Origin of the sequence: Streptomyces sp. NPDC005878 (assembly GCF_040629815.1) — a bacterium.
Lineage (GTDB): Bacteria > Actinomycetota > Actinomycetes > Streptomycetales > Streptomycetaceae > Streptomyces.
The window spans coordinates 94885-113199 of the sequence record NZ_JBEXWK010000027.1 but is presented as its reverse complement, the minus strand read 5'-3'; the positions used below and the strand labels follow the sequence as shown (position 1 = coordinate 113199).

Genomic DNA, 18315 nt, shown 5'->3' with positions numbered 1-18315 from the left:
ACGGCCTTGGCCTCCTCGATCTGCAGGAGCGCCGGCCCGGTGTTGCCGATGGGGAAGAACAGCTCGGGGTCCCCGCGCCCCTCAGGTAACACGGGCGCGGCGGTGCCCCAGCGCACCGCCGCGCCCCCCACCCCCACCAAAGAAAGGACTCCCCCATGCTCAACCGCCGCGATGTGATCAAGCGGGGCGCCGTCGCCGCCACCGTCGCCACCGGGCTCGCCGGGGCCGCCGGGGTCGCCGTGTACGGCACCCGCGACGACGGCTCCCCCGCCGTCGCCTCCGCCCCGGACGACGGCCACACCGAGACCTACAAGGGCCGCGTCATCCGGGTCACCCCGGCCGGCACGGACCACGCCGTCTCCATAGACGGCAAGCCGCTGCACCTGATGAAGCTCGGCGAGGGCGCCTATCTGAGCGCCCTGTGCCACTACGAGGTCGCGAAGACACCGCTGCACGCCGCCCGCGCGGCCGTCGACGAGCTGCACGGCGCCCAGCTCGTACCGCTCGGCGACGCCTCCCACCACTCCATGTGATCCCGCGAGATTGAGGAACAGGACCATGACGCACGTCCGCAGGAACCACCTGGACATGTCGCGCGGCGAACGGCGGCGGTTCATCAAGGCCGTCCTGGAGATCAAGCGGCGCGGGATCTACGACCGGTTCGTCAAGCTCCACGTCGACGTCAACTCCCAGGACTACCTCGACAAGGACACCGGCAAGCGGGTCGGCCACATCAACCCGGGGTTCTTCCCCTGGCACCGGCAGTACCTGATGGAGTTCGAGAAGGAGCTGCGCCGGGTCGACCCGACGGTGACCCTGCCGTACTGGGACTGGACCAAGGACCAGTCGCGCCACTCGCCGCTGTGGGCGGACGACTTCATGGGCGGCGACGGACGGCCCTCGGACGGCATGGTGATGACCGGCCCGTTCGCCTACCCCAACGGCTGGGAGCTGCGCGTCAACGTCCAGCCCGAGGGCGACGAGAACCCGGCGCTCAACGGCCACTACACCGTCGACGACCGCAAGTTCCTGATCCGCCGCATCGGGCAGAAACTGCCCTCGCTGCCCTCGCCCGAGCAGCTGAAGCAGACCATGGACCTGCCGGTCTACGACTGCCCGCCGTGGAACTACACCTCCGGCAGCCAGCCGCCGTACAACAGCTTCCGCAACCACCTGGAGGGCTACACCAACTTCGCCTGGGAGCCCCCGGCCGGGAAGCTGCACGGCGCGGGCCACCAGTGGGTGGGCGGCCACATGATGTACATCTCCTCCCCCAACGACCCGGTCTTCTTCCTGCACCACTGCTTCATCGACAAGATCTGGGCCGACTGGCAGACGCTCCACCCGGACGTGCCGCACTACCTGCCGCAGGAGCCCACCCCCGAGGTCGCCGACCCCAGCACCCCGCTCTTCCCCTGGCACACCCGGACCGTCGCCGAGGTCGTCGACCACCGCCGGTACTACACGTACGCCTGACGAGAGGGGGACACGGACATGTGCGGGATAGCGGGCTGGGTCGGTTACGGCCACGACGTCACACGGCACGAGGACAGCGCCCGGGCCATGACCGCCACCATGGTGTGCCGGGGACCGGACGCGGGCGGGGTGTGGACCGGCCGGCACGTCGCCCTCGGCCACCGGCGCCTCGCGGTCATCGACATCGAGGGCGGCAAGCAGCCGATGGCCGCCGGGTTCGGCGTCGCCCCCGAGGCCGTCGTCACCTACAGCGGCGAGGTCTACAACTACCGTGAGCTGCGCGCCGAGCTGAGCGCGCGGGGCCACCGGTTCCGTACCGAGAGCGACACCGAGGTGGTGCTCCAGGCGTATCTGGAGTGGGGCGAGTCGTTCGTCGAGCGGCTCAACGGGATGTTCGCCTTCGCCCTGTGGGACACCCGCACCGAGGAACTGCTCCTGGTGCGCGACCGGATGGGCGTCAAACCGCTGGTGTACTACCCCACCGACGACGGGGTGCTCTTCGGCTCCGAACCCAAGGCGGTCCTCGCCCACCCGCTGGCCGAGCCGGTCGTCGACGCCGAGGGCCTGCGCGAGGTGTTCGGCCTGACCATGACGCCCGAGAACGCGGTGTTCCGGGGCATGTACGAGGTACGGCCCGGCAGCATGGTCCGCCTCTCGCGGCGCGGACTGCGCAAGATCCGCTACTGGCAGCTCCAGTCCCGCCCGCACACCGACGACCTCGACACCACCGTCGGCACGGTCCGCGAGATCCTCGACGACACCGTGCGCCGCCAGCTCGTCTCGGACGTGCCGCTGTGCTCGCTGCTCTCCGGCGGCCTCGACTCCAGCGCCGTCACCGCGCTCGCCGCCCGTGCACTCGCCGAGGAGGACGGCGGCCGCATCCGCACCTTCTCCGTCGACTTCACCGGCCACGCCGAGCGCTTCGAGGCCAACGCGGTGTGGGAGGCGCCGGACGCGCCGTTCGTGAAGGAGGCCGTCGCCCACATCGGCACCGACCACGAGGACATCGTCCTGGACAACGCGCAGCTGCTCACCCCCGAGGTGCGCGGGGCGGTCCTGCGCGCCCTCGACCTGCCCACCGTCACCGGCGACATGGAGTACTCCCTCTACCTGCTCTTCCAGGCGGTACGGGCCCGCTCCACGGTCGCCCTGTCCGGGGAGTCGGCCGACGAGCTCTTCGGCGGCTACAGCCACTTCCACGACCCCGAGGCGGTCTCCTCGGCCACCTTCCCCTGGCACCTGCCCTTCCGGCGGGCCGGCGGGCAGGAGGCCCTGCGCGTCACGGGCCTGTGGGACCGGCTCGACCTCGGCGCCCACATCGACCAGCGCTACAAGGAGTCGATCGCGGACGTGCCCGCCCTGCCCGGCGAGAGCCCGCGGGAGGCGCGGATGCGCGAGATCAGCCATCTGCACCTGACGCGGTTCGTGAACTTCCTGCTCGACCGCAAGGACCGGATCAGCATGGCGGTGGGCCTGGAGGTCCGGGTGCCGTTCTGCGACCACCGCCTCGTCGAGTACGTCTTCAACACCCCCTGGGCGATGAAGACGTTCGACGGCCGCGAGAAGAGCCTGCTGCGGGCCGCGACCCGGGACGTGCTGCCGCGCTCGATCGTGGAGCGCAAGAAGAGCCCGTACCCCTCCACCCAGGACGTCCGGTACGAACTCGCCCTGCGCGAGCGCGTCACCGCCCTCGCCTCCGGCGACTCCCCCGTCCTGGACCTGGTCGACCCGAAGGGGCTGCGGCGCCTGCTGGAGCGCCCGGTGGGCTCGTACGGGATCGGCGGGCCCTACAGCGGGCGCGCGGTCATGGAGCGCCTGGTCGACCTGGACGCCTGGATCCGCGGCCTCGGTGTGCGGTTCGTGCCCGAGGCGGGCTGATCGATGGCCGACTCCGCGATGGGCCGCCGGGCGGTGCTCGCGGCGACGGCGGCGGCCGCCGCCGGGGCGGGCGCGGCGGGTGTGGCGGGCGCGGCGCCGGCGGCTGCCCGTCCGTCGGCCGCCCGCCCGGTTGCCGGGGCGAGACCTGGCGGCCCGGTGGTGGTCCGCACCGCCGCCGGGCCGGTGGCCGGGGCGCGCGAGGGCGGGGCGCTGGTGTTCCGGGGCGTCCCGTACGCCCAACCCCCGCTGGGAGCGCTCCGGTTCGCCTCCCCGAGGCCGCCCCGCCCCTGGCGCGGGGTGCGCGACGCCACCCGGTTCGCCCCGCCCTTCCTCCAGACCGTCGACCCCGCCGGCAGCGAGGACGGGCTGTACGCCAACGTCTGGACGCCCGGCACGCGCGGGCGGCGCCCGGTCCTCGTCTACATCCACGGCGGCGGCTGGCAGGTCGGCGCGGGCAGCTGGCCCACGTACGACGGCAGGCGCCTCGCCCTCCGCGGCGACCTGGTCGTCATCACCTTCAATTACCGGATGGGGGCCTTCGGTTTCGGCTACCACGAGGAGCTGACCGACGACCGGACCGGCGACTGCGCCAACTGGGGCCTCCAGGACCAGGCGGCGCTGCTGCGCTGGGTCCGGGAGAACGCCGGGGCGTTCGGCGGCGACCCGGCCGACATCACCCTCGCCGGCACCTCGGCGGGCGGCGCGTCCGCCTGGCAGCTCGCGCTCCGCCCCGAACTGCGCGGCCTGATCCGCCGGATCGTCCCCATCAGCGCCTGCCACGTCTGGGCACCGGCCACCTCCCTGACCGTCCCGGACGCGCGCCGGGTGTACGAGGAGGTGGCCGCCCGCCTGGGCACGACCGTACGGGGCCTGCGCGCCGCGCCCGCCGCGGCGGTCCAGGACGCCTGGTTCGCGGTCTTCTCCGGGGCCCCGGGCGGGCGGGTGGTGGGCAGCGGGCGCGAGTACCGGGGGCCGGTCGTCGACGGGCGGTGGATGCGCGCCTTCGACCACGAGCTGGCCACGCCCGCGGTGCCCGTCCTGTCCGTCCACACCCGTACCGAGGGCTCCTTCTACACCGGCCCCGGCTCCCCCATCCCGACCCCCGCGCCCACCGACGACGCCTCGCTGCGGGACGCGGTGCGCGGGGTGCTGCTCAAGGGCGCGGCACGGGTGTCCGACTCGCTGGTGGACGGGTGCGTGGACGCGTACCGGGCGGCGGCCGTGGCCGAGGGGCTGCCGCTGGACCCGGTCTCCCTGTGGACCGACGTGTGGGGCGACGGGCTCTTCCGGTACCTGAACGTCCGCCTCGCCGAACGGCACGCCCGTACGGGGACGGCGCCCGGGTATCTGATGGAGTTCGCGCATCCGGCGCGCCCGCCCTGGTTCGGCACGCCGCACGAGCACACCTCGCCGTTCCTCTTCGGCACGTACGGGCTGCCCGGGAACGTGGGGGCGTGCGGGGACGGGGCGGGGGAGGTGCGGGTCGGGGACGCCTTCATGGACCTGGTGGCGTCCTTCGCCCACACGGGCGTCCCGACGGCCCCCGGGGTCCCCCCGTGGCCCCCCTTCGCGCCGGGCCGGGCGAGCGCGCTGATTCTGGGCGAACCGGGTGGGGCGCGGGTGGCGGAGGTGTCGAAAGGGGGGCAGTTGGGGTTCTGGGACGGGGGTGGGTGGGGGCCCCGGGTGCTGGGGTGACGCCGGGCCTTCGCCTGCGGGCCGGTGGTGGGTTGCTCGCGCCCCTGGGAGGCCTGGGGTTGTCCCCGGAAGCGCGGGCCGGTGGTGGGTTGCTCGCGCAGTTCCCCGCGCCCCTTATCGGGCCGGTCTTCGTCTGCGGGCCGGTGGTGGGTTGCTCGCGCAGTTCCCCGCGCCCCTGGGGGGCCTGGGGTTGTCCTCAAAGTGCGGCTCGGTGGGGCTTGCTCGCGCAGTTCCCCGCGCCCCTGGGGGGCCTGGGGTTGTCCTCAAAGTGCGGCTCGGTGAGGCTTGCTCGCGCAGTTCCCCGCGCCCCTGATCGGCTCGGTCTTCGACTGCGGGTCGACTTGGGCCGGTCGCGCAGTTCCCCGCGCCCCTAGGTAGCTCCCAGCACCCGGTGCAATCAGCTCAGCCCCGTCCCCCTAGGGGCGCGGGGAACTGCGCGACCAGCCACCCACGGCCCGCGGACAAAGGCAGGTCCCAGGGGCGCGCCATCACTGGGCCGCAGGCACACACCCGGCCCCCAGGGGCGCGGGGAACTGCGTGGTCGGCCGGCCAGCGCCCGCGGGGAGCCATTCGTGGCCCGGGGCGGGCTAGTGGTCGGGGCGGAGTTCTGTGGGGCAGGCCGTTCCGCGGCGGAGGCTGTACGGCGACGCCAGGCGGTACGTACCCGCCCGGGGCGCGAGCAGCTCCGTCCACTCGTCCCCCGCCGCGTCCTCCGCCGCCTTCCACAGGCACCCGTTCGGATTCGTGTACGTCTTCGGCACCCCGTGCCCCCGCCGCTTCGACTCCGGAGTCTCCTGCGGCGGCTCCACACCCTTCCCCTTCTCGTCCACCAGCTTCAGCCACGGCGAGTACGGGATGCGGACCAGGACCCGGCCGGGTGCGCTCACCTTCAGCGTCCACTCGCCCTCCCCCGCGTGCTCCACCGTCGCGGGCGGGTCGGCGAGCGGGGTCGGGTTCTCGACCGCGAACAGCCGCCAGTCGGGGTTGTGCCACAGCTCCTTCAGATAGGGCTGGCCCTTCTGGATGAGCTTGGCCTCCTGCTCGGCGCCGTTGGAGTCCGGCGGGCCCATGGGCAGCACCACGTAGTGGACGGCCCAGCGGTCAAGCCAGCCCCGGTAGCTCGCCGAGTCCAGCGTGTCGTCGTAGAAGAGCGGGTTGCGCTCCATGTCGGCCTGGCGGTTCCAGCCCCGCGCGAGGTTGACGTAGGGGGCGACCGCGGAGGCCTCGCGGTGGCTGGAGGCCGGGACGACCTCGACGCGCCCGCGCTCGGCGCCGACCTGCTGGAGCTGGTCCACCAGCGGCGCGAGCGCACGCGCCCAGGACGCGGCGGGGGCGGTGCTGACGATGTCGTCGACGGCCTTGACGCCGATCCAGACGTTCATCCCGACGAAGGCGACGACCAGCACGTACCACTTGCGCGTGCGCGGCACCGCGTACGGCAGGGCGGCCAGCATCACCACACCGGCGAAGAGCATCGCGAGCCGGGTCACGTTGGACCCGATCTGCGAGTCGATGATCCAGGTGAGCAGCACGCCCACCCCGTACACCGCGGCGCCCGTGCGGACCGTCTTCCACTCGCGGGGCACCAGGAAGAGCGTGATCACCGCGAAGAGGAACGGCAGCGAGACCGAGGCCAGCGACATGGGCTGGGTGCCCGAGAACGGGAACAGCAGCGCGGAGAGCGCCACGACGACGACCGGCGGCAGCCCGAGGGCGTACGCGCCCGGGCGGCGCCCGTTCAGGAACAACGCGGCGGCGATCACGCCGAGGAAGAGCCCGGCCACCGGGCTGCTCGCGGTCGCGAGCCCGGCCAGCGGCGCGGCGACCACGCCCTTGGCCCACCGCTCGGTGCGCCAGCGGTGCGGCCAGCAGAACACCGCCGCGACCGCGCCGAGCGCGAACATCGTGCCGAGCCCGAAGGTCACGCGGCCGGAGCAGGCGTTGCACAGGAAGGCGAAGAGGGCCGCGAAGGTGCACGGCAGCGGATTGCGGACGGCCCGCACCCGCACCAGGATCAGCGTGGTCAGCCCGGCCGACACGGTCCCGGCGATCATCATCGTCGTACGGACGCCGAGCACCGACATCAGATACGGCGAGACGACGCTGTACGAGACGGGGTGCATGCCGCCGTACCACGCCAGGTTGTACGCGGAGGCGGGGTGGCGGCCGACGAACTCGGCCCAGGCATCCTGCGCGGCGAGGTCGCCGCCGCTGTTGGCGAAGAAGATGAACCAGAGGATGTGCCCGACGGCGGCGACGGCGGTGACGGCGACCACGGGGTGCCGGGCCGTGAACGCGCGCACCCGGGACACCACGTTCCGACCGGGGCCCGGCGCGGGGGCCGGGTCCGGGTCCGTGCCCGTGCCCGTGGGAGCCTGCTCGACCGCGCGCGCGGCCGTCTTCGTGGCCTCGTCCCGGCTCGCGTCCGGGGCCGGCCCGTCGTCCGGGGCCGGAGCCACGTCGAGGGGCCCGGTCAGGTTCTGGTCCCGCACCGGGTCCCTGCTCTCGTCCTGTATTCGCCCGTCCGGCCGAGAAGGGCTGCTGCCGTCGGCGCGTGCAGGCGTCGGCTCAGCGGTGGTCACTGCGGCTCTCCCGCCTCACACAGTCTCAGTCTCGGGACGTCTCTCGTCCCATCGCTCTTAGGGACGCCGCCCCGCGTCCTCCAGTTGACCGAAGCTAGCACGAGAGCGCGAGCGGCCTGTGCCCGAAGTCCGGCGACCACGGGTGGCCGTATCCGCCTGAACAAGATCATTCCGCCCGTCTCCTCCGTCCTGCGACGCCCCGGGGCTGCGGCCGGTACCGGCGCCCGCGAGCCCCGGCCCGCCGCATGGGCGCGGGCCCGCACCGTCCCCCGGTACGGGCCCGCGCTCCCTGCGTTCCGCTAGCCCAGACGAGTGAGCTTCGCCCCGAAGCCGGGCTCCGCGAGATCCTTCTTCAGGGCCACCGGAGCCGAGACCTGACCGGTGCCGGAGCCCACGGTCAGCTTGCCGACCACCGTGCCCGCCTTCGCGGAGTGCGGCACCTTGCCGCCGTCCGGCGTGAGCGAGATCGCCACCTTCAGGCTGGGCCATCCGGCGACGGTCAGGTCCTTGGTCGCGACGACCGGGTCCTTGCCGCCGAGGCCGTCGTCCACGTACCCGACGACGTCCCCCTTCTTGATCACGGTCTGCGACGTCAGCGACTTGCGGGTGGCGAGCAGGACGTCCTTGCTCACCTTGTTGACCAGATCGAGGATCGAGATCGCCTTGTGCTGGCCGAAGACCGCGCCGACGATCGTCTGCTTCGTACCGCCGACCTCCTTGACGGCGGCGAAGAGCAGGTTGCCGCCCGCCTTGGAGGTGGAGCCGGTCTTGATGCCGATCGCGCCGTTGAACGGCACCAGCTTGTTGTAGTTGAGCCACTTGCGGCCGGTCGAGTCGTACCAGTACGGCTGCCGGGTGATCTCCACCAGCGCCGGGTCCTTCACCAGCTCGGTCGCGAGCTTCACCTGGTCGGCGGCGGTCGAGACGGTGGTGGCGGTCAGACCGGACGGGTCGGTGTACGTGGTGTTCGTCATCCCGAGCTGCTTGGCGGTGTCGTTCATCTTCTTGACGAACGCCGCCTCGGAGCCCGCGTCCCAGCGCGCCAGGAGGCGCGCCACGTTGTTCGCGGACGGGATCATGACCGCGCTGAGCGCGTCCTTCTGGCTGAGCGACTGACCCGCCTTGATGGTGTCGACGGTCGACTCGTCCTTGCCGGCCTTGTTGTAGCCGCCCTCCTTCTCCGCGAGGTCGTCGACGCGGATGGAGGCGCCCTTGGAGCCGACCTTCATCGGGTGGTCGCGCATGATGATGTACGCGGTCATCGACTTGGTCACGCTGGCGATCGGGACCGGCTTCTCCTCGCCGAACCGCCCCACGGTGCCCAGGCCCGACACGGTGATCATGCCCTGGCCCTCGGACGGCCACGGCAGCTGCGGCGCGGCGCCGTCGAAGGTGAACTCGGGCGCCGACGTCATCGTCAGCTGGGCGTCCGGCAGCGGGCGTACGTACTGTACGACCGCAAAGACGATCAGCAGCAGGATGACCAGCGGGGTCCAGATCTTGAACCGCCGCACCGCGGTGCGGACCGGGGTCTGCGCCGGGGGCGGGGTGTTGGTGAGCTCCGCGAGCAGGTCGAGCGGCGGCTTCGGCGGCAGCGGCTGCTGCCGGGTCCGCTCGGCCGCGTCGGCGTCCGGCACGGAGATACGCGGCGAGACGGGCGGCTTCGCCGCGGCGGGCGCGGCGGCCTTCGCGGCCCCGGCCTCCGGCTCGGCGTCCGGGGCGGCCTTGGGGCCGGCCGGGCGTACGTCGTCGGAGCGCAGCGGCACGAAGGTGCTGCTGCGCTCGGCGGGGGCCTCGGCGGCGGGCCCGGCCGCGGAGTCGGCCTTGCCGCCCGGCCGCCGGATGGCGGTGGTCGGCTGGTCCACCACGGGCGGCTTGACGGCCTTGAAGACGGCGGTGGGCTGATCGACCCCGGCACCGGCGGCGGCAGCCGCGCCGGCAGCCGCGTCCGTGGTGCTGGGCTTGGCACCCCAGGAGGTGGCCCGGCCCCGGGGGGCGGGCTCGTCACCGTCGGGGGTGGGCTCGGTGGCGACGGGCTCGGCGCCGGCGGCCCCGGACTTCGCACCGGACCGCGATTCGGCGTCGGACTTCGCACCGGAGGCGTCGGACTTCGCGCCGGACCGCGGCTCGGCCTCGGGCTTCGAGTCGGCGGCCGCGGACTTCGCGCCCGTCTTGGGCTGCTCCATCGACTCGGCCTGGGACTCCGCGCCCGTCTTGGGCTTGGGCTCCGCTGCCGGCTCGACCGCGGGCTCCGCCTCGGGCCCGTCGGCGGCCTCGGAGACCTCGGAAGCCGCCGGAGCGGACGCGTCGGCACCCTCGCGGGTCCCCTTGTCCGCGGCCTTGCCGTCGCGGGACACCGGAGCGGCATCGGCATCGGCATCGGCGTCGGCCTTGGTGTCGGCCTCCGGGGTCTCCGGAGCGTCCTCGGCGGCGTCGGGGGCCGGGGCCTCCTCGGGGGCCGGGGCCGCCTTCGACGCGGGCGCGCTCTCCCGTGCGGGCGCGGCCTCCTCGTCGCCCTCGGCGTCCGCCCCGACGGGCTTCCCGGCCGAGGTCGCCTTCGCGGCACCGGCACCGGCACCGGCACCCGTGCTCGTACCCGTACCGGAGCCGGAGCCGGACTCGGCCGGCCCGTCCGCCTCCGGCGCCTCCGGGTCGTCGTCCGTGGCCACCCACGCCGCCACGGCCGCCCGCAGGCGGGTGTCGCGGGACTCGTGGTCCGCCTGGCGCGGGGCGCGGAAGACGGCGGTCGCCTGGTCCACGGGGGCGGGGTCGCCTTCCGCGGCCCGGTCGGCGCCGGCGTCCTCGTCCGAGCCGTTCACGGACGCGCTCGCGCCGGGGCTCGAAGACCCCTTCGCGGAGCCGTTCACCGGGCCGGCAGCGGAGCCGTTCGCGAGAGTGCCGCGCTCCGGTGCGGAACCGGACGCGGCACCGGGGCCGTCATCCTTTCCGAACACCGCCACACGGGGATCGCGTTCGCTCGGAGTCGTCTCCCCCGACGACTGCTGCTGCTTCGACCTGTCGGGGGACTCGCCCGCCACCGATGCCTCCTCCCGGCGCCCCGGGGCGCCGTCCGAACCTGTCCGAACCATCTACCAGTGTCCTGTGTGCGGGGTTGACCCCCGTGCTAGACGAGAACGACATACCTGTCGGTTCCCGTACTTTCCACCCAGGCGCTCTCGACAGATGAATGTGAGAGGGGTCACCCTGTCATTCATCCACGCGGGGAGGCATGGATGGGCAGGAGCCGCAGAACAATTCCGGAGGAGCTTCTGCTGCTCGCTCTGGACCCGGCCACGGGTACCACAGCGCAGCCGCAGTCGCTCGACCTCGGCCTCGCCGGAGCCCAGCTAGTGGAGCTGGCTCTGGCAGGACGGATAGCCCCAGACGGGGATCGTATCGCCGTGGTGATGGCACGGCCGACAGGAGATCCGACACTGGACTCCGCACTGGAACTGCTGCGCAGGCGCGGCAGTCCGGTCCGGGCCGTCCACTGGATCGGCGGGCCCCGGCTGGGGCTGCGCCAGATTTACCTCGCGCACCTGGAGCGGTGCGGCATGGTCCATGCCGTGGCGGGCCAGATGTGCGGGGTGCTGCCGACGACTCGCTACCAGGCGACGGACACGGCGATCAGCCGGGACATCAGGGCCCGGCTGGACAGTGCGATCCGCACCGGCGTACCGCCGGACCCGCGGACCGCGGCGCTCGCCGCGCTGGCCCACGCGGTCGGACTCGGCAAGCATCTGTACCCCGGCAACGAGGGGCGTTCATCGCGCTCCCGGCTCCGGGATCTGATCAGGCACGACCCGATGGGCGGACTGGTGGCGCACGCCGTCATGGACGTCCAGAACGGAGTGGGCGCGCAACCGCGCCGCAGCGCCGGCGGTCCCGCCGCCGCGGCGGGCGTCCGCGCGACCGCGACCGCGCCCGGTGTCCCGATGCAGCCGCACCGCGGCAGCATGGCGCGCGCCGTGGCCCACTAGCGGCCGCTCCGGCACCACCTCACGCACCACGGCACCACCGGCACGACGCGCACCACCGGCACGACCCGCACCACCCAGCACCAGGGCACCACCCCGCACCACCGCCGCACCGACGTCCCCCTCACGACCCGGTTCGGGAGACGCGTCACGGGCGCGCGGGGCCGGCCTCCGCCGGTCCCGCGCGCCGCGCGTCCGCCGAGGCCCGGCACCTCGTACCGCCGGTAGCCGGTGCCCCGCCGTGTGTGGCCATTTCCCAGCGCGGCCGGGAACATTGGTGGCAGTCTGCTGAGCACAAGAGCAGAAGAGCAGCAGAAGTGCCGCAGCCGGAGGTGCAGTTCCCGTGGCGTCCAACGTCAATCCCACCGTCAGGCGACGCCGACTGGGCCAGGAGCTCCGTCGGCTCCGCGAGCTGAAGGGCATGACGGCCGAGGAGGTCGCCGAGCGCCTGCTGGTCTCCCAGTCGAAGATCAGCCGGCTGGAGAACGGCCGCCGCTCCATCAGCCAGCGCGACGTGCGCGACCTGTGCGGGGTGTACGAGGTCGAGGACCACCGCATCGTCGACTCCCTGATGCAGATGGCCAAGGACTCCCGGCAGCAGGGCTGGTGGCACGCCTTCGGCGACATCCCGTACAGCGTCTACATCGGCCTGGAGACGGACGCGGCGAGTCTGCGCGTCTACGAGTCGCTGATCGTGCCGGGGCTGCTCCAGACCCGGGAGTACGCGCAGGCGGTCATCGAGGGCATGTGGCCGGAGGCCGCCTCCAGCGACATCGACAAACGGATCCAGATCCGGCTCAAACGCCAGGACCGGCTCACCGACCCGTCCAACCCGCTGCGCTTCTGGGCGGTCATCGACGAGGCGCTGCTGCGCCGGGTGGTCGGCAACGAGCAGATCATGCGCGACCAGCTGCTGCACCTGGCGCACCTGAGCGAGCAGCCGCACGTGACGCTCCAGGTCCTGCCGTACGACGCGGGCGCGCATCCGGGGATGTACGGCAAGTTCGCCATCCTGGAGTTCCACGACGCCATGGACGCGAGCGTGGTGTATCTGGAGGGCGTCACCAGCGACCTGTACCTGGAGAAGGCGGCCGACGTACAGAGCTACACCGTGATGTACGAGCACCTGCGGGCCAAGGCGCTCAGCGCCGAGCACTCACGGGACTTCATCCACCGCGTGGTGGACGGGTACTCGCTGTGAGCGAGTGACACGAGGGGCGGCCGGGCCCTCCGGGGCGGGCACCCTACACCTTGGCGTCCTCAACTGAGAAGAACCCAGGGGAATATGCCATCCGGACGGGTGAACGGCCCCTGCGGCCGGTGATGTTGCGGCGTAGCGTCACACGCAGACCCGCTGGCCCTCAGCGGCCGGGCACATCACCCGGACAACCGGATCAAGCATCGGAGTCATCATGCGTGTTCAGCAGCCTGCACTGACGGACTGGACCAAGTCCTCGTACTCCGCCGTGAACGGCGACTGCGTGGAGATCAAGGCGGCGGACCACTCCACCGTCTCCGTCCGCGACTCCAAGAACCCCCTCAACGGGAAGCTGGACTTCGCCCCCGAGACGTGGTCGGCCTTCCTCCAGGACGTCAACCGCACCTCCCCGCGTGGAGTCTGATCTTCACCGGCATCGCTCCACCGCGAAGTGAGCAAGGCCCTCTCGACTGGTCCGCCGTCCTGGCCGAGGGGGCTGGTTGCTGTCCGGGGCCGGCCGCTCAGCGGCGCAGCCGGTCGACATGGAGGTCCGTGCCCGGCACCGTGGGGATGAAGGGCGCGGCCAGCTCGACCCGCCCCAGCCCCGATGCGGCCACCGCCGCCTCCAGGTCCGCGAAGTGCTCCTGCCAGACCTCGCGCGGGTCCCGCTCCAGGAACCACAGCAGCGTGAGGCGGGTGTCGACCCCCTCGACCTGCTTGACGTAACTCATCCGGTCGCCGGGCAGCGGGGTCGGCCGGAAGACCGTCACCAGCGCGGCAGGCCCGCCCGCGAGCCGGCGCGGCAGATGCCGCGAGCGCAGCCACTCCACCAGCGCGGCACGCTGTGCGGCGTCCTCGGAGTCGATCACCTGGAGCACCAGGCCCGCGTACGGGTGGTCCAGCGCGTGGTAGTCGCGCGGACCGGCCGCCCCGTCCCGGTAGACGGTCGCCTCGTGGTCCTGGAAGGCCGTGAAGACGTGCGTACGGTCCTGGTAGACGCGGCCGTCCCGGTTGAGCCGCTTGTTGATGCCGACGGTCCACTTCATGTGGTCGTCGTAGCGGCCCTCGGTGATCCAGTACGTGGAGAGGTAGCACCCGGCGGTGACCGGCTGGGCGATCGCGGACTTCTCCGGGTAGCGCAGCTCCTGGAGTTCACGGGTGGCCACCCAGCGCCGTCCCGCGAACATCCAGGGCATCGCCATCGCCCCGGCGTAGTAGTGGTCGTCCTCGTACCAGCGGTTGTACGCGTACTCGTGGCCCGGATGCGGCTCCACCATGGTGATCAGGGCGTGGCCGGGGTGCACTCCGTACGGCCCCACCGCCGCCAGCTCCGCGTACGTCCCGCTCCTGGTCTCCTCGCCCACCGCGCTCCCCTTCCCTCCTGCCGCCGACCGCCCTACTCTGACGCCCCGTCAGAAGAACTGCCAGAGCCGGGAGGCGCCCAGATGTCGCTGAGCGGGAAGACGGTCGTCGTGTCCGGCGTCGGGGCGGGACTCGGACACCAGGTGGCCGCGACCGTCGTCCGGGACGGGGCCAACGCGGTGCTCGGCGCGCGCACCGAGGAGAACCTGGTCAAGACCGCCCACGAGATCGACCCCGGGGGCGTCCACACCGCCTGGCGGGCGACCGACATCACCGTGGAGGCGCAGTGCGAGGCGCTGGCCGCGCTGGCGCTGGAGCGGTTCGGCCGGATCGACGCGGTGGTCCATGTCGCCGCCTGGGACAGCTACTTCGGCGGGGTCGAGGACGCGGACCTCGCTACCTGGCAGGGCGTCCTCGACGTGAATCTGCTCGGCACCCTGCGGATGACCCGGGCCTGCCTGCCGGCGCTCAAGGAGCGCGGCGGCGCGGTGGTCGTCATCGGCACGCAGTCGGCGATCGCCGCGCCCTCCCAGGTGAGCCAGGCGGCGTACGCGGCGTCCAAGGGCGCGCTGACCTCCGCGATGTACTCCATGGCCCGGGAGTTCGGGCCGCACCGGATCCGGGTGAACACGGTCCTGCCGGGGTGGATGTGGGGCCCGCCGGTGCAGGCGTACGTCCGCTTCACCGCGCACACCGAGAAGGTGCCCGAGGCCGAGGTGCTGGGGCGGCTCACCGAGCGGATGGCGCTGCCGGAGCTGGCGACGGACGCGGACGTGGCGCACGCCGTGGCCTTCCTCGCCTCGGACCGGGCCAGGGCGATCACCGGACAGTCGCTGCTGGTGAACGCGGGGGAGATCATGCGCTAGCAGAACCAGCCGACCCGCTCTCTCGGCCGCACGGGACCCGCATCCCGTGCGGCCGTTCACGTAGGTACGCGTCTGACGAAGTGGCCCGTTCATGGTGGGGCGGGACCGCTCGGGGCGACAACACCCGCCCAAGTAAAGGCGAAGCAAAATCGTTCTGCTTCCTGACCTGTGTTCATATCCGTGACCACTGAACGTCTTGACCCGCCCTCCGAACAGACGGTTCAATCCCCGGAAGTCCCCGCTCCCGCACGGGGCCCGCTGAGCCGGACGTACTGACGAAGAGCACCGGCATACATCTCGACGTTCACAAGGCGGACCCCTCGGAGGGGACAATGAACAGTCTCGACTGGGCCGTACTCATCGGCTACTTCGGCGTCATGGTCGCGATCGGCGTCTGGTCCCACAAGCGGGTGGACGACGTCTCCGACTTCTTCACGGCCGGGGGCCGGATGCCCTGGTGGCTCTCGGGCATCTCGCACCACATGTCCGGGTACAGCGCGGTGATGTTCACCGGATACGCGGGGATCGCCTACCGCTACGGCGTGACGTCCTTCGTCACCTGGTCCTTCCCCATCGCGGTCGGCATCGGCATCGGCGCCAAGCTCTTCGCGCCCCGGCTCAACCGGCTGCGCTCCAAGCTGCACGTGGCCTCACCGCTCGAATACCTCAAGAACCGCTACAACATCTCCACCCAGCTCGCCCTCGCCCTGTCCGGAATGCTGCTCAAGATCGTGGACGTGGGCGCCAAGTGGGCCGCCATCGCCACCCTGCTGTCGGTCTTCACCGGGGTCACCCTCACCCAGGGCATCTTCATCACCGGCTGCATCACCGCCGTGTACTGCACGGTCGGCGGGCTGTGGGCGGACGCGCTCACCGAGCTCGGGCAGTTCGTCATCCAGCTGTGCGCGGGTGTCGCCATGCTGGTGGCGACGATGGGCAAGCTCGGCGGGTTCAGCGCGCTGTGGACGGTGTGGGACAAGCTCCCCAGCGGCCACGCCGAACCCACCGCCGGGCCCTACACGGTGACGTTCCTGCTCGCGTTCCTCTTCATCAAGACCTTCGAGTACAACGGCGGGATGTGGAACCAGGCCCAGCGGTACATGGCCACCGACTCGGCCCGCTCCGCGACCCGTTCGGCCCGGCTCTCCGCGATCCTGTGGCTGGTGTGGCCGGTGGTGCTCTTCTTCCCCATGTGGTGCGCGCCGCTGGTGGTGCACGCCAAGAAGCCGGACGCCTCCGACTCGTACGCCCTGATGACCGAGACCCTGCTGCCGCACGGACTGCTCGGCCTGGTCATCGTCGGGTTCTTCTCCCACACGATGGCCATGTGCTCCTCGGACGCCAACGCCATCTCCGCCGTCTTCACCCGGGACATCGCCCCGGCGCTCTCGCGGCGGGCGCGCGGCTGGGACTCGCGAGCGGGGCTGCTGGCGGCGCGCCTGTCGACGCTGGTGTTCCTGGGCCTGTCGATGGCGATCGCCACCCAGGTCAACTCGCCCGCGTTCAAGGACATCATCACCGTGGTGATCAAGTGGGTGGCGGGTCTGATGGGCCCGATCGCGATCCCGTTCATGCTGGGCATGCTGCGCGCCTTCCGCAAGTCCGGCCCGACGGCGGCACTGACCAGCTGGGCGGTGGGCCTGGTGGTGTTCTTCCTGGTCAACTACAACCTGGACGGCTCCGACCGTACGGGCGTGGCGCTCCAGTACCAGGTGTCGGTGCCGCTGGCGGTCTCGCTGGTGCTGTACGTGGTGATCGGCCTGATCAAGCCGGAGGACACCCCCGAGCGGGACGCGCTGCTGGCCCGGATCAACTCCGACGGCGACGGGCCGGGGGCCGGGACGGGTTCCGGTGCCGGATCCGCGTCGGCGGCGGTCCCCGCGCAGACCGGGGAGGCGAAGGCGCTGGAACTCTGAGCGCGGGCTACCCCGGGGGATAACGGGCGAGCCACCCCGGGGTGCTGACACCCGGGCCGTGCAGGGCGGGCCCCTGCGTCATCTCCATCGCGAAGTCGTCGGCGAGTTCGAGGACGGTGGCGCGCCCTTCCAGCCCCGCGAGCCAGCCGGGCGGGAGGGCGGTCTCGCCGTGCAGGGCGCCCAGGAGCGTGCCGCACAGGGTGCCGGTGGCGCCGGACGGGCCGTCGTGGTTGACGGCGAGCAGCAGGCCGTGGCGGACGTCCTCGCCGACGAGGGCGCAGTACACGGCGATGGCCAGCGCGTCCTGGGCGAGGTGCCCCTCGCCCAGCGAGGCAACCAGACCCGGGCTGGGCATGCCCTGGCGTACGGCGCCGAGCGCGTGCTGGAGGGCGTCCGTGACCGGCTGGTGGCCGGGGCGCTGGGCGAGCAGACCGAGCGCCCGCTGGACGGCCGCGTCCAGGGACTCGCCCCGGGCGAGCCCGTGCACGACCACCGCGAAGGCGCCGGCCGAGAGGTACGCGGTGGGGTCGCCGTGGGTCTGGGCGGCGCACTCCAGGGCGAGCTGGAGCACGAGCTGCGGCTCCCAGCCGACGAGCAGGCCGAAGGGGCCGGAGCGGGTGACGGCGGCCGGGTCGCGGGCGTCGGGGTTCTTGGGCCGGTCGAGGGTGCCCATGATGTCGTCGGCGAGCCCGAGCAGGCACGGCCGGGCCGGGTCGCGTCTGCTGTACAGCCACTCCTGCCCGGCCAGCCAGCCGTTGTCGGCCCGCCGCTCGTCCGGCCCCCAGTCCCGCTGGGTGGCGCTCCAGCGCCGGTACGCCCGGTGCACGTCGGTCGGCGGGTGCCAGGCGCCGGTGTCGCGGCGGACCTGGGCGCGGATGAGGCCGTCGACGGTGAAGAGGGTGAGCTGGGTGGCGGCGCTGATCCGGCCCGGGGCGGCGGCGGGGCCGGCGGCCGGGCCCGTGACGCCCCGCGGCCCGTACCGGGTGCGGATGGCGTCGAGGGCGAGGGGGGTGACCGGAGCGCCCAGGGCGTCGCCGATCGCCCCGCCGAGGAGGCTGCCGCGGACCCGGCTGCGGAAGTCCTGCTGCTCGGTGCGGCCCCATATGGAGGTGGGGGGTTTGGTGGGGCCGGTGGCTGCTGCTGTGGGGGCGGCGGTCATGGCGCAGCACTGTAATTGATTGGGTGCGGGTGAATAAGACCGCGGGGGATCGGTCTGTGGCGGGTTTTGATCCCCCACCCCGCCCCTTCCCTGAACCCTCCGGGGGCCCTTCGGGGGGCCCTCCCGGGGGTGGGAGGTCGTGTGCGGGACGTGGAGGGTTGCCCGCGCAGTTCCCCGCGCCCCTTCAGGGCCCGGTGGTCGTCTGC

At 72.6% G+C, this 18315-nt stretch carries 13 protein-coding genes and 1 CRISPR repeat array; of the genes, 9 read left to right on the top strand and 4 right to left on the bottom strand.

All coding sequences use genetic code 11. The features are described 5' to 3' along the window. Window positions 1-155 precede the first annotated feature (155 nt). The 4 genes from ABZ404_RS30460 to ABZ404_RS30445 are packed head-to-tail and all read left to right on the top strand — an operon-like array spanning window position 156 to window position 5049. Window positions 156-533, top strand: coding sequence for a tyrosinase family oxidase copper chaperone (locus tag ABZ404_RS30460; RefSeq protein WP_358991091.1), 378 nt, complete (start codon window positions 156-158; stop codon window positions 531-533). Window positions 534-558: 25 nt separating this feature from the next. Then, the gene (locus ABZ404_RS30455) at window positions 559-1476 is read left to right on the top strand and encodes a tyrosinase family protein (protein WP_358837642.1); all 918 of its coding nucleotides are present in this window, start codon (window positions 559-561) and stop codon (window positions 1474-1476) included. A gap of 18 nt (window positions 1477-1494) precedes the next feature. After that, entirely contained in the window at window positions 1495-3354 is a 1860-nt protein-coding gene (gene asnB / locus ABZ404_RS30450; protein WP_358837641.1) for an asparagine synthase (glutamine-hydrolyzing), read from the top strand. 3 nt (window positions 3355-3357) lie between these two features. Then, entirely contained in the window at window positions 3358-5049 is a 1692-nt protein-coding gene (locus ABZ404_RS30445; protein ID WP_358991088.1) for a carboxylesterase family protein, read from the top strand. An 89-nt stretch (window positions 5050-5138) separates the two neighbouring features. Further along, a CRISPR array of direct repeats spans window positions 5139-5421; the repeat unit is 26 nt; unit sequence TTGCTCGCGCAGTTCCCCGCGCCCCT. A gap of 215 nt (window positions 5422-5636) precedes the next feature. Here ABZ404_RS30445 and ABZ404_RS30440 read toward each other — a convergent pair. Together ABZ404_RS30440 and ABZ404_RS30435 are read right to left on the bottom strand one after the other, a co-directional pair. Further along, complete coding sequence (locus ABZ404_RS30440; RefSeq protein WP_358836781.1) at window positions 5637-7364, bottom strand: MFS transporter; 1728 nt, start codon at window positions 7362-7364, stop codon at window positions 5637-5639. A 566-nt stretch (window positions 7365-7930) separates the two neighbouring features. Further along, entirely contained in the window at window positions 7931-10669 is a 2739-nt protein-coding gene (locus tag ABZ404_RS30435) for a D-alanyl-D-alanine carboxypeptidase (RefSeq protein WP_358836779.1), read from the bottom strand. A gap of 195 nt (window positions 10670-10864) precedes the next feature. On the opposite strand from ABZ404_RS30435, the gene ABZ404_RS30430 reads away from it, so the two are divergent. From ABZ404_RS30430 to ABZ404_RS30420, 3 genes are all read left to right on the top strand, one after another. After that, complete coding sequence (locus tag ABZ404_RS30430; RefSeq protein WP_358991085.1) at window positions 10865-11611, top strand: GPP34 family phosphoprotein; 747 nt, start codon at window positions 10865-10867, stop codon at window positions 11609-11611. A gap of 340 nt (window positions 11612-11951) precedes the next feature. Continuing rightward, complete coding sequence (locus ABZ404_RS30425; protein WP_358836841.1) at window positions 11952-12809, top strand: helix-turn-helix transcriptional regulator; 858 nt, start codon at window positions 11952-11954, stop codon at window positions 12807-12809. 211 nt (window positions 12810-13020) lie between these two features. Continuing rightward, on the top strand, window positions 13021-13230 hold the full coding sequence (locus tag ABZ404_RS30420) for a DUF397 domain-containing protein (RefSeq protein WP_358836842.1): 210 nt from the start codon (window positions 13021-13023) through the stop codon (window positions 13228-13230). Window positions 13231-13327: 97 nt separating this feature from the next. Here the strand turns inward: ABZ404_RS30420 and ABZ404_RS30415 are convergent, their stop codons facing one another. Next, entirely contained in the window at window positions 13328-14170 is an 843-nt protein-coding gene (locus ABZ404_RS30415) for a hypothetical protein (protein ID WP_358836843.1), read from the bottom strand. Window positions 14171-14251: 81 nt separating this feature from the next. Between ABZ404_RS30415 and ABZ404_RS30410 the strand changes: the two genes are divergently transcribed. Next, on the top strand, window positions 14252-15034 hold the full coding sequence (locus ABZ404_RS30410) for an SDR family oxidoreductase (RefSeq protein ID WP_358836844.1): 783 nt from the start codon (window positions 14252-14254) through the stop codon (window positions 15032-15034). A gap of 332 nt (window positions 15035-15366) precedes the next feature. Continuing rightward, window positions 15367-16950, top strand: coding sequence for a sodium:solute symporter family protein (locus tag ABZ404_RS30405; protein WP_358836845.1), 1584 nt, complete (start codon window positions 15367-15369; stop codon window positions 16948-16950). 7 nt (window positions 16951-16957) lie between these two features. Here the strand turns inward: ABZ404_RS30405 and ABZ404_RS30400 are convergent, their stop codons facing one another. Continuing rightward, the gene (locus tag ABZ404_RS30400) at window positions 16958-18109 is read right to left on the bottom strand and encodes an ADP-ribosylglycohydrolase family protein (RefSeq protein ID WP_358836846.1); all 1152 of its coding nucleotides are present in this window, start codon (window positions 18107-18109) and stop codon (window positions 16958-16960) included. Window positions 18110-18315 lie beyond the last annotated feature (206 nt).

Coding starts and splice junctions, on each gene's coding strand:
- ABZ404_RS30420 (WP_358836842.1), top strand. CDS start 13,021: ATGCGTGTTCAGCAGCCTGCACTGACGGACTGGACCAAGTCCTCGTAC.
- asnB (WP_358837641.1), top strand. CDS start 1,495: ATGTGCGGGATAGCGGGCTGGGTCGGTTACGGCCACGACGTCACACGG.
- ABZ404_RS30400 (WP_358836846.1), bottom strand. CDS start 18,109: ATGACCGCCGCCCCCACAGCAGCAGCCACCGGCCCCACCAAACCCCCC.
- ABZ404_RS30445 (WP_358991088.1), top strand. CDS start 3,358: ATGGCCGACTCCGCGATGGGCCGCCGGGCGGTGCTCGCGGCGACGGCG.
- ABZ404_RS30410 (WP_358836844.1), top strand. CDS start 14,252: ATGTCGCTGAGCGGGAAGACGGTCGTCGTGTCCGGCGTCGGGGCGGGA.
- ABZ404_RS30455 (WP_358837642.1), top strand. CDS start 559: ATGACGCACGTCCGCAGGAACCACCTGGACATGTCGCGCGGCGAACGG.
- ABZ404_RS30405 (WP_358836845.1), top strand. CDS start 15,367: ATGAACAGTCTCGACTGGGCCGTACTCATCGGCTACTTCGGCGTCATG.
- ABZ404_RS30430 (WP_358991085.1), top strand. CDS start 10,865: ATGGGCAGGAGCCGCAGAACAATTCCGGAGGAGCTTCTGCTGCTCGCT.
- ABZ404_RS30460 (WP_358991091.1), top strand. CDS start 156: ATGCTCAACCGCCGCGATGTGATCAAGCGGGGCGCCGTCGCCGCCACC.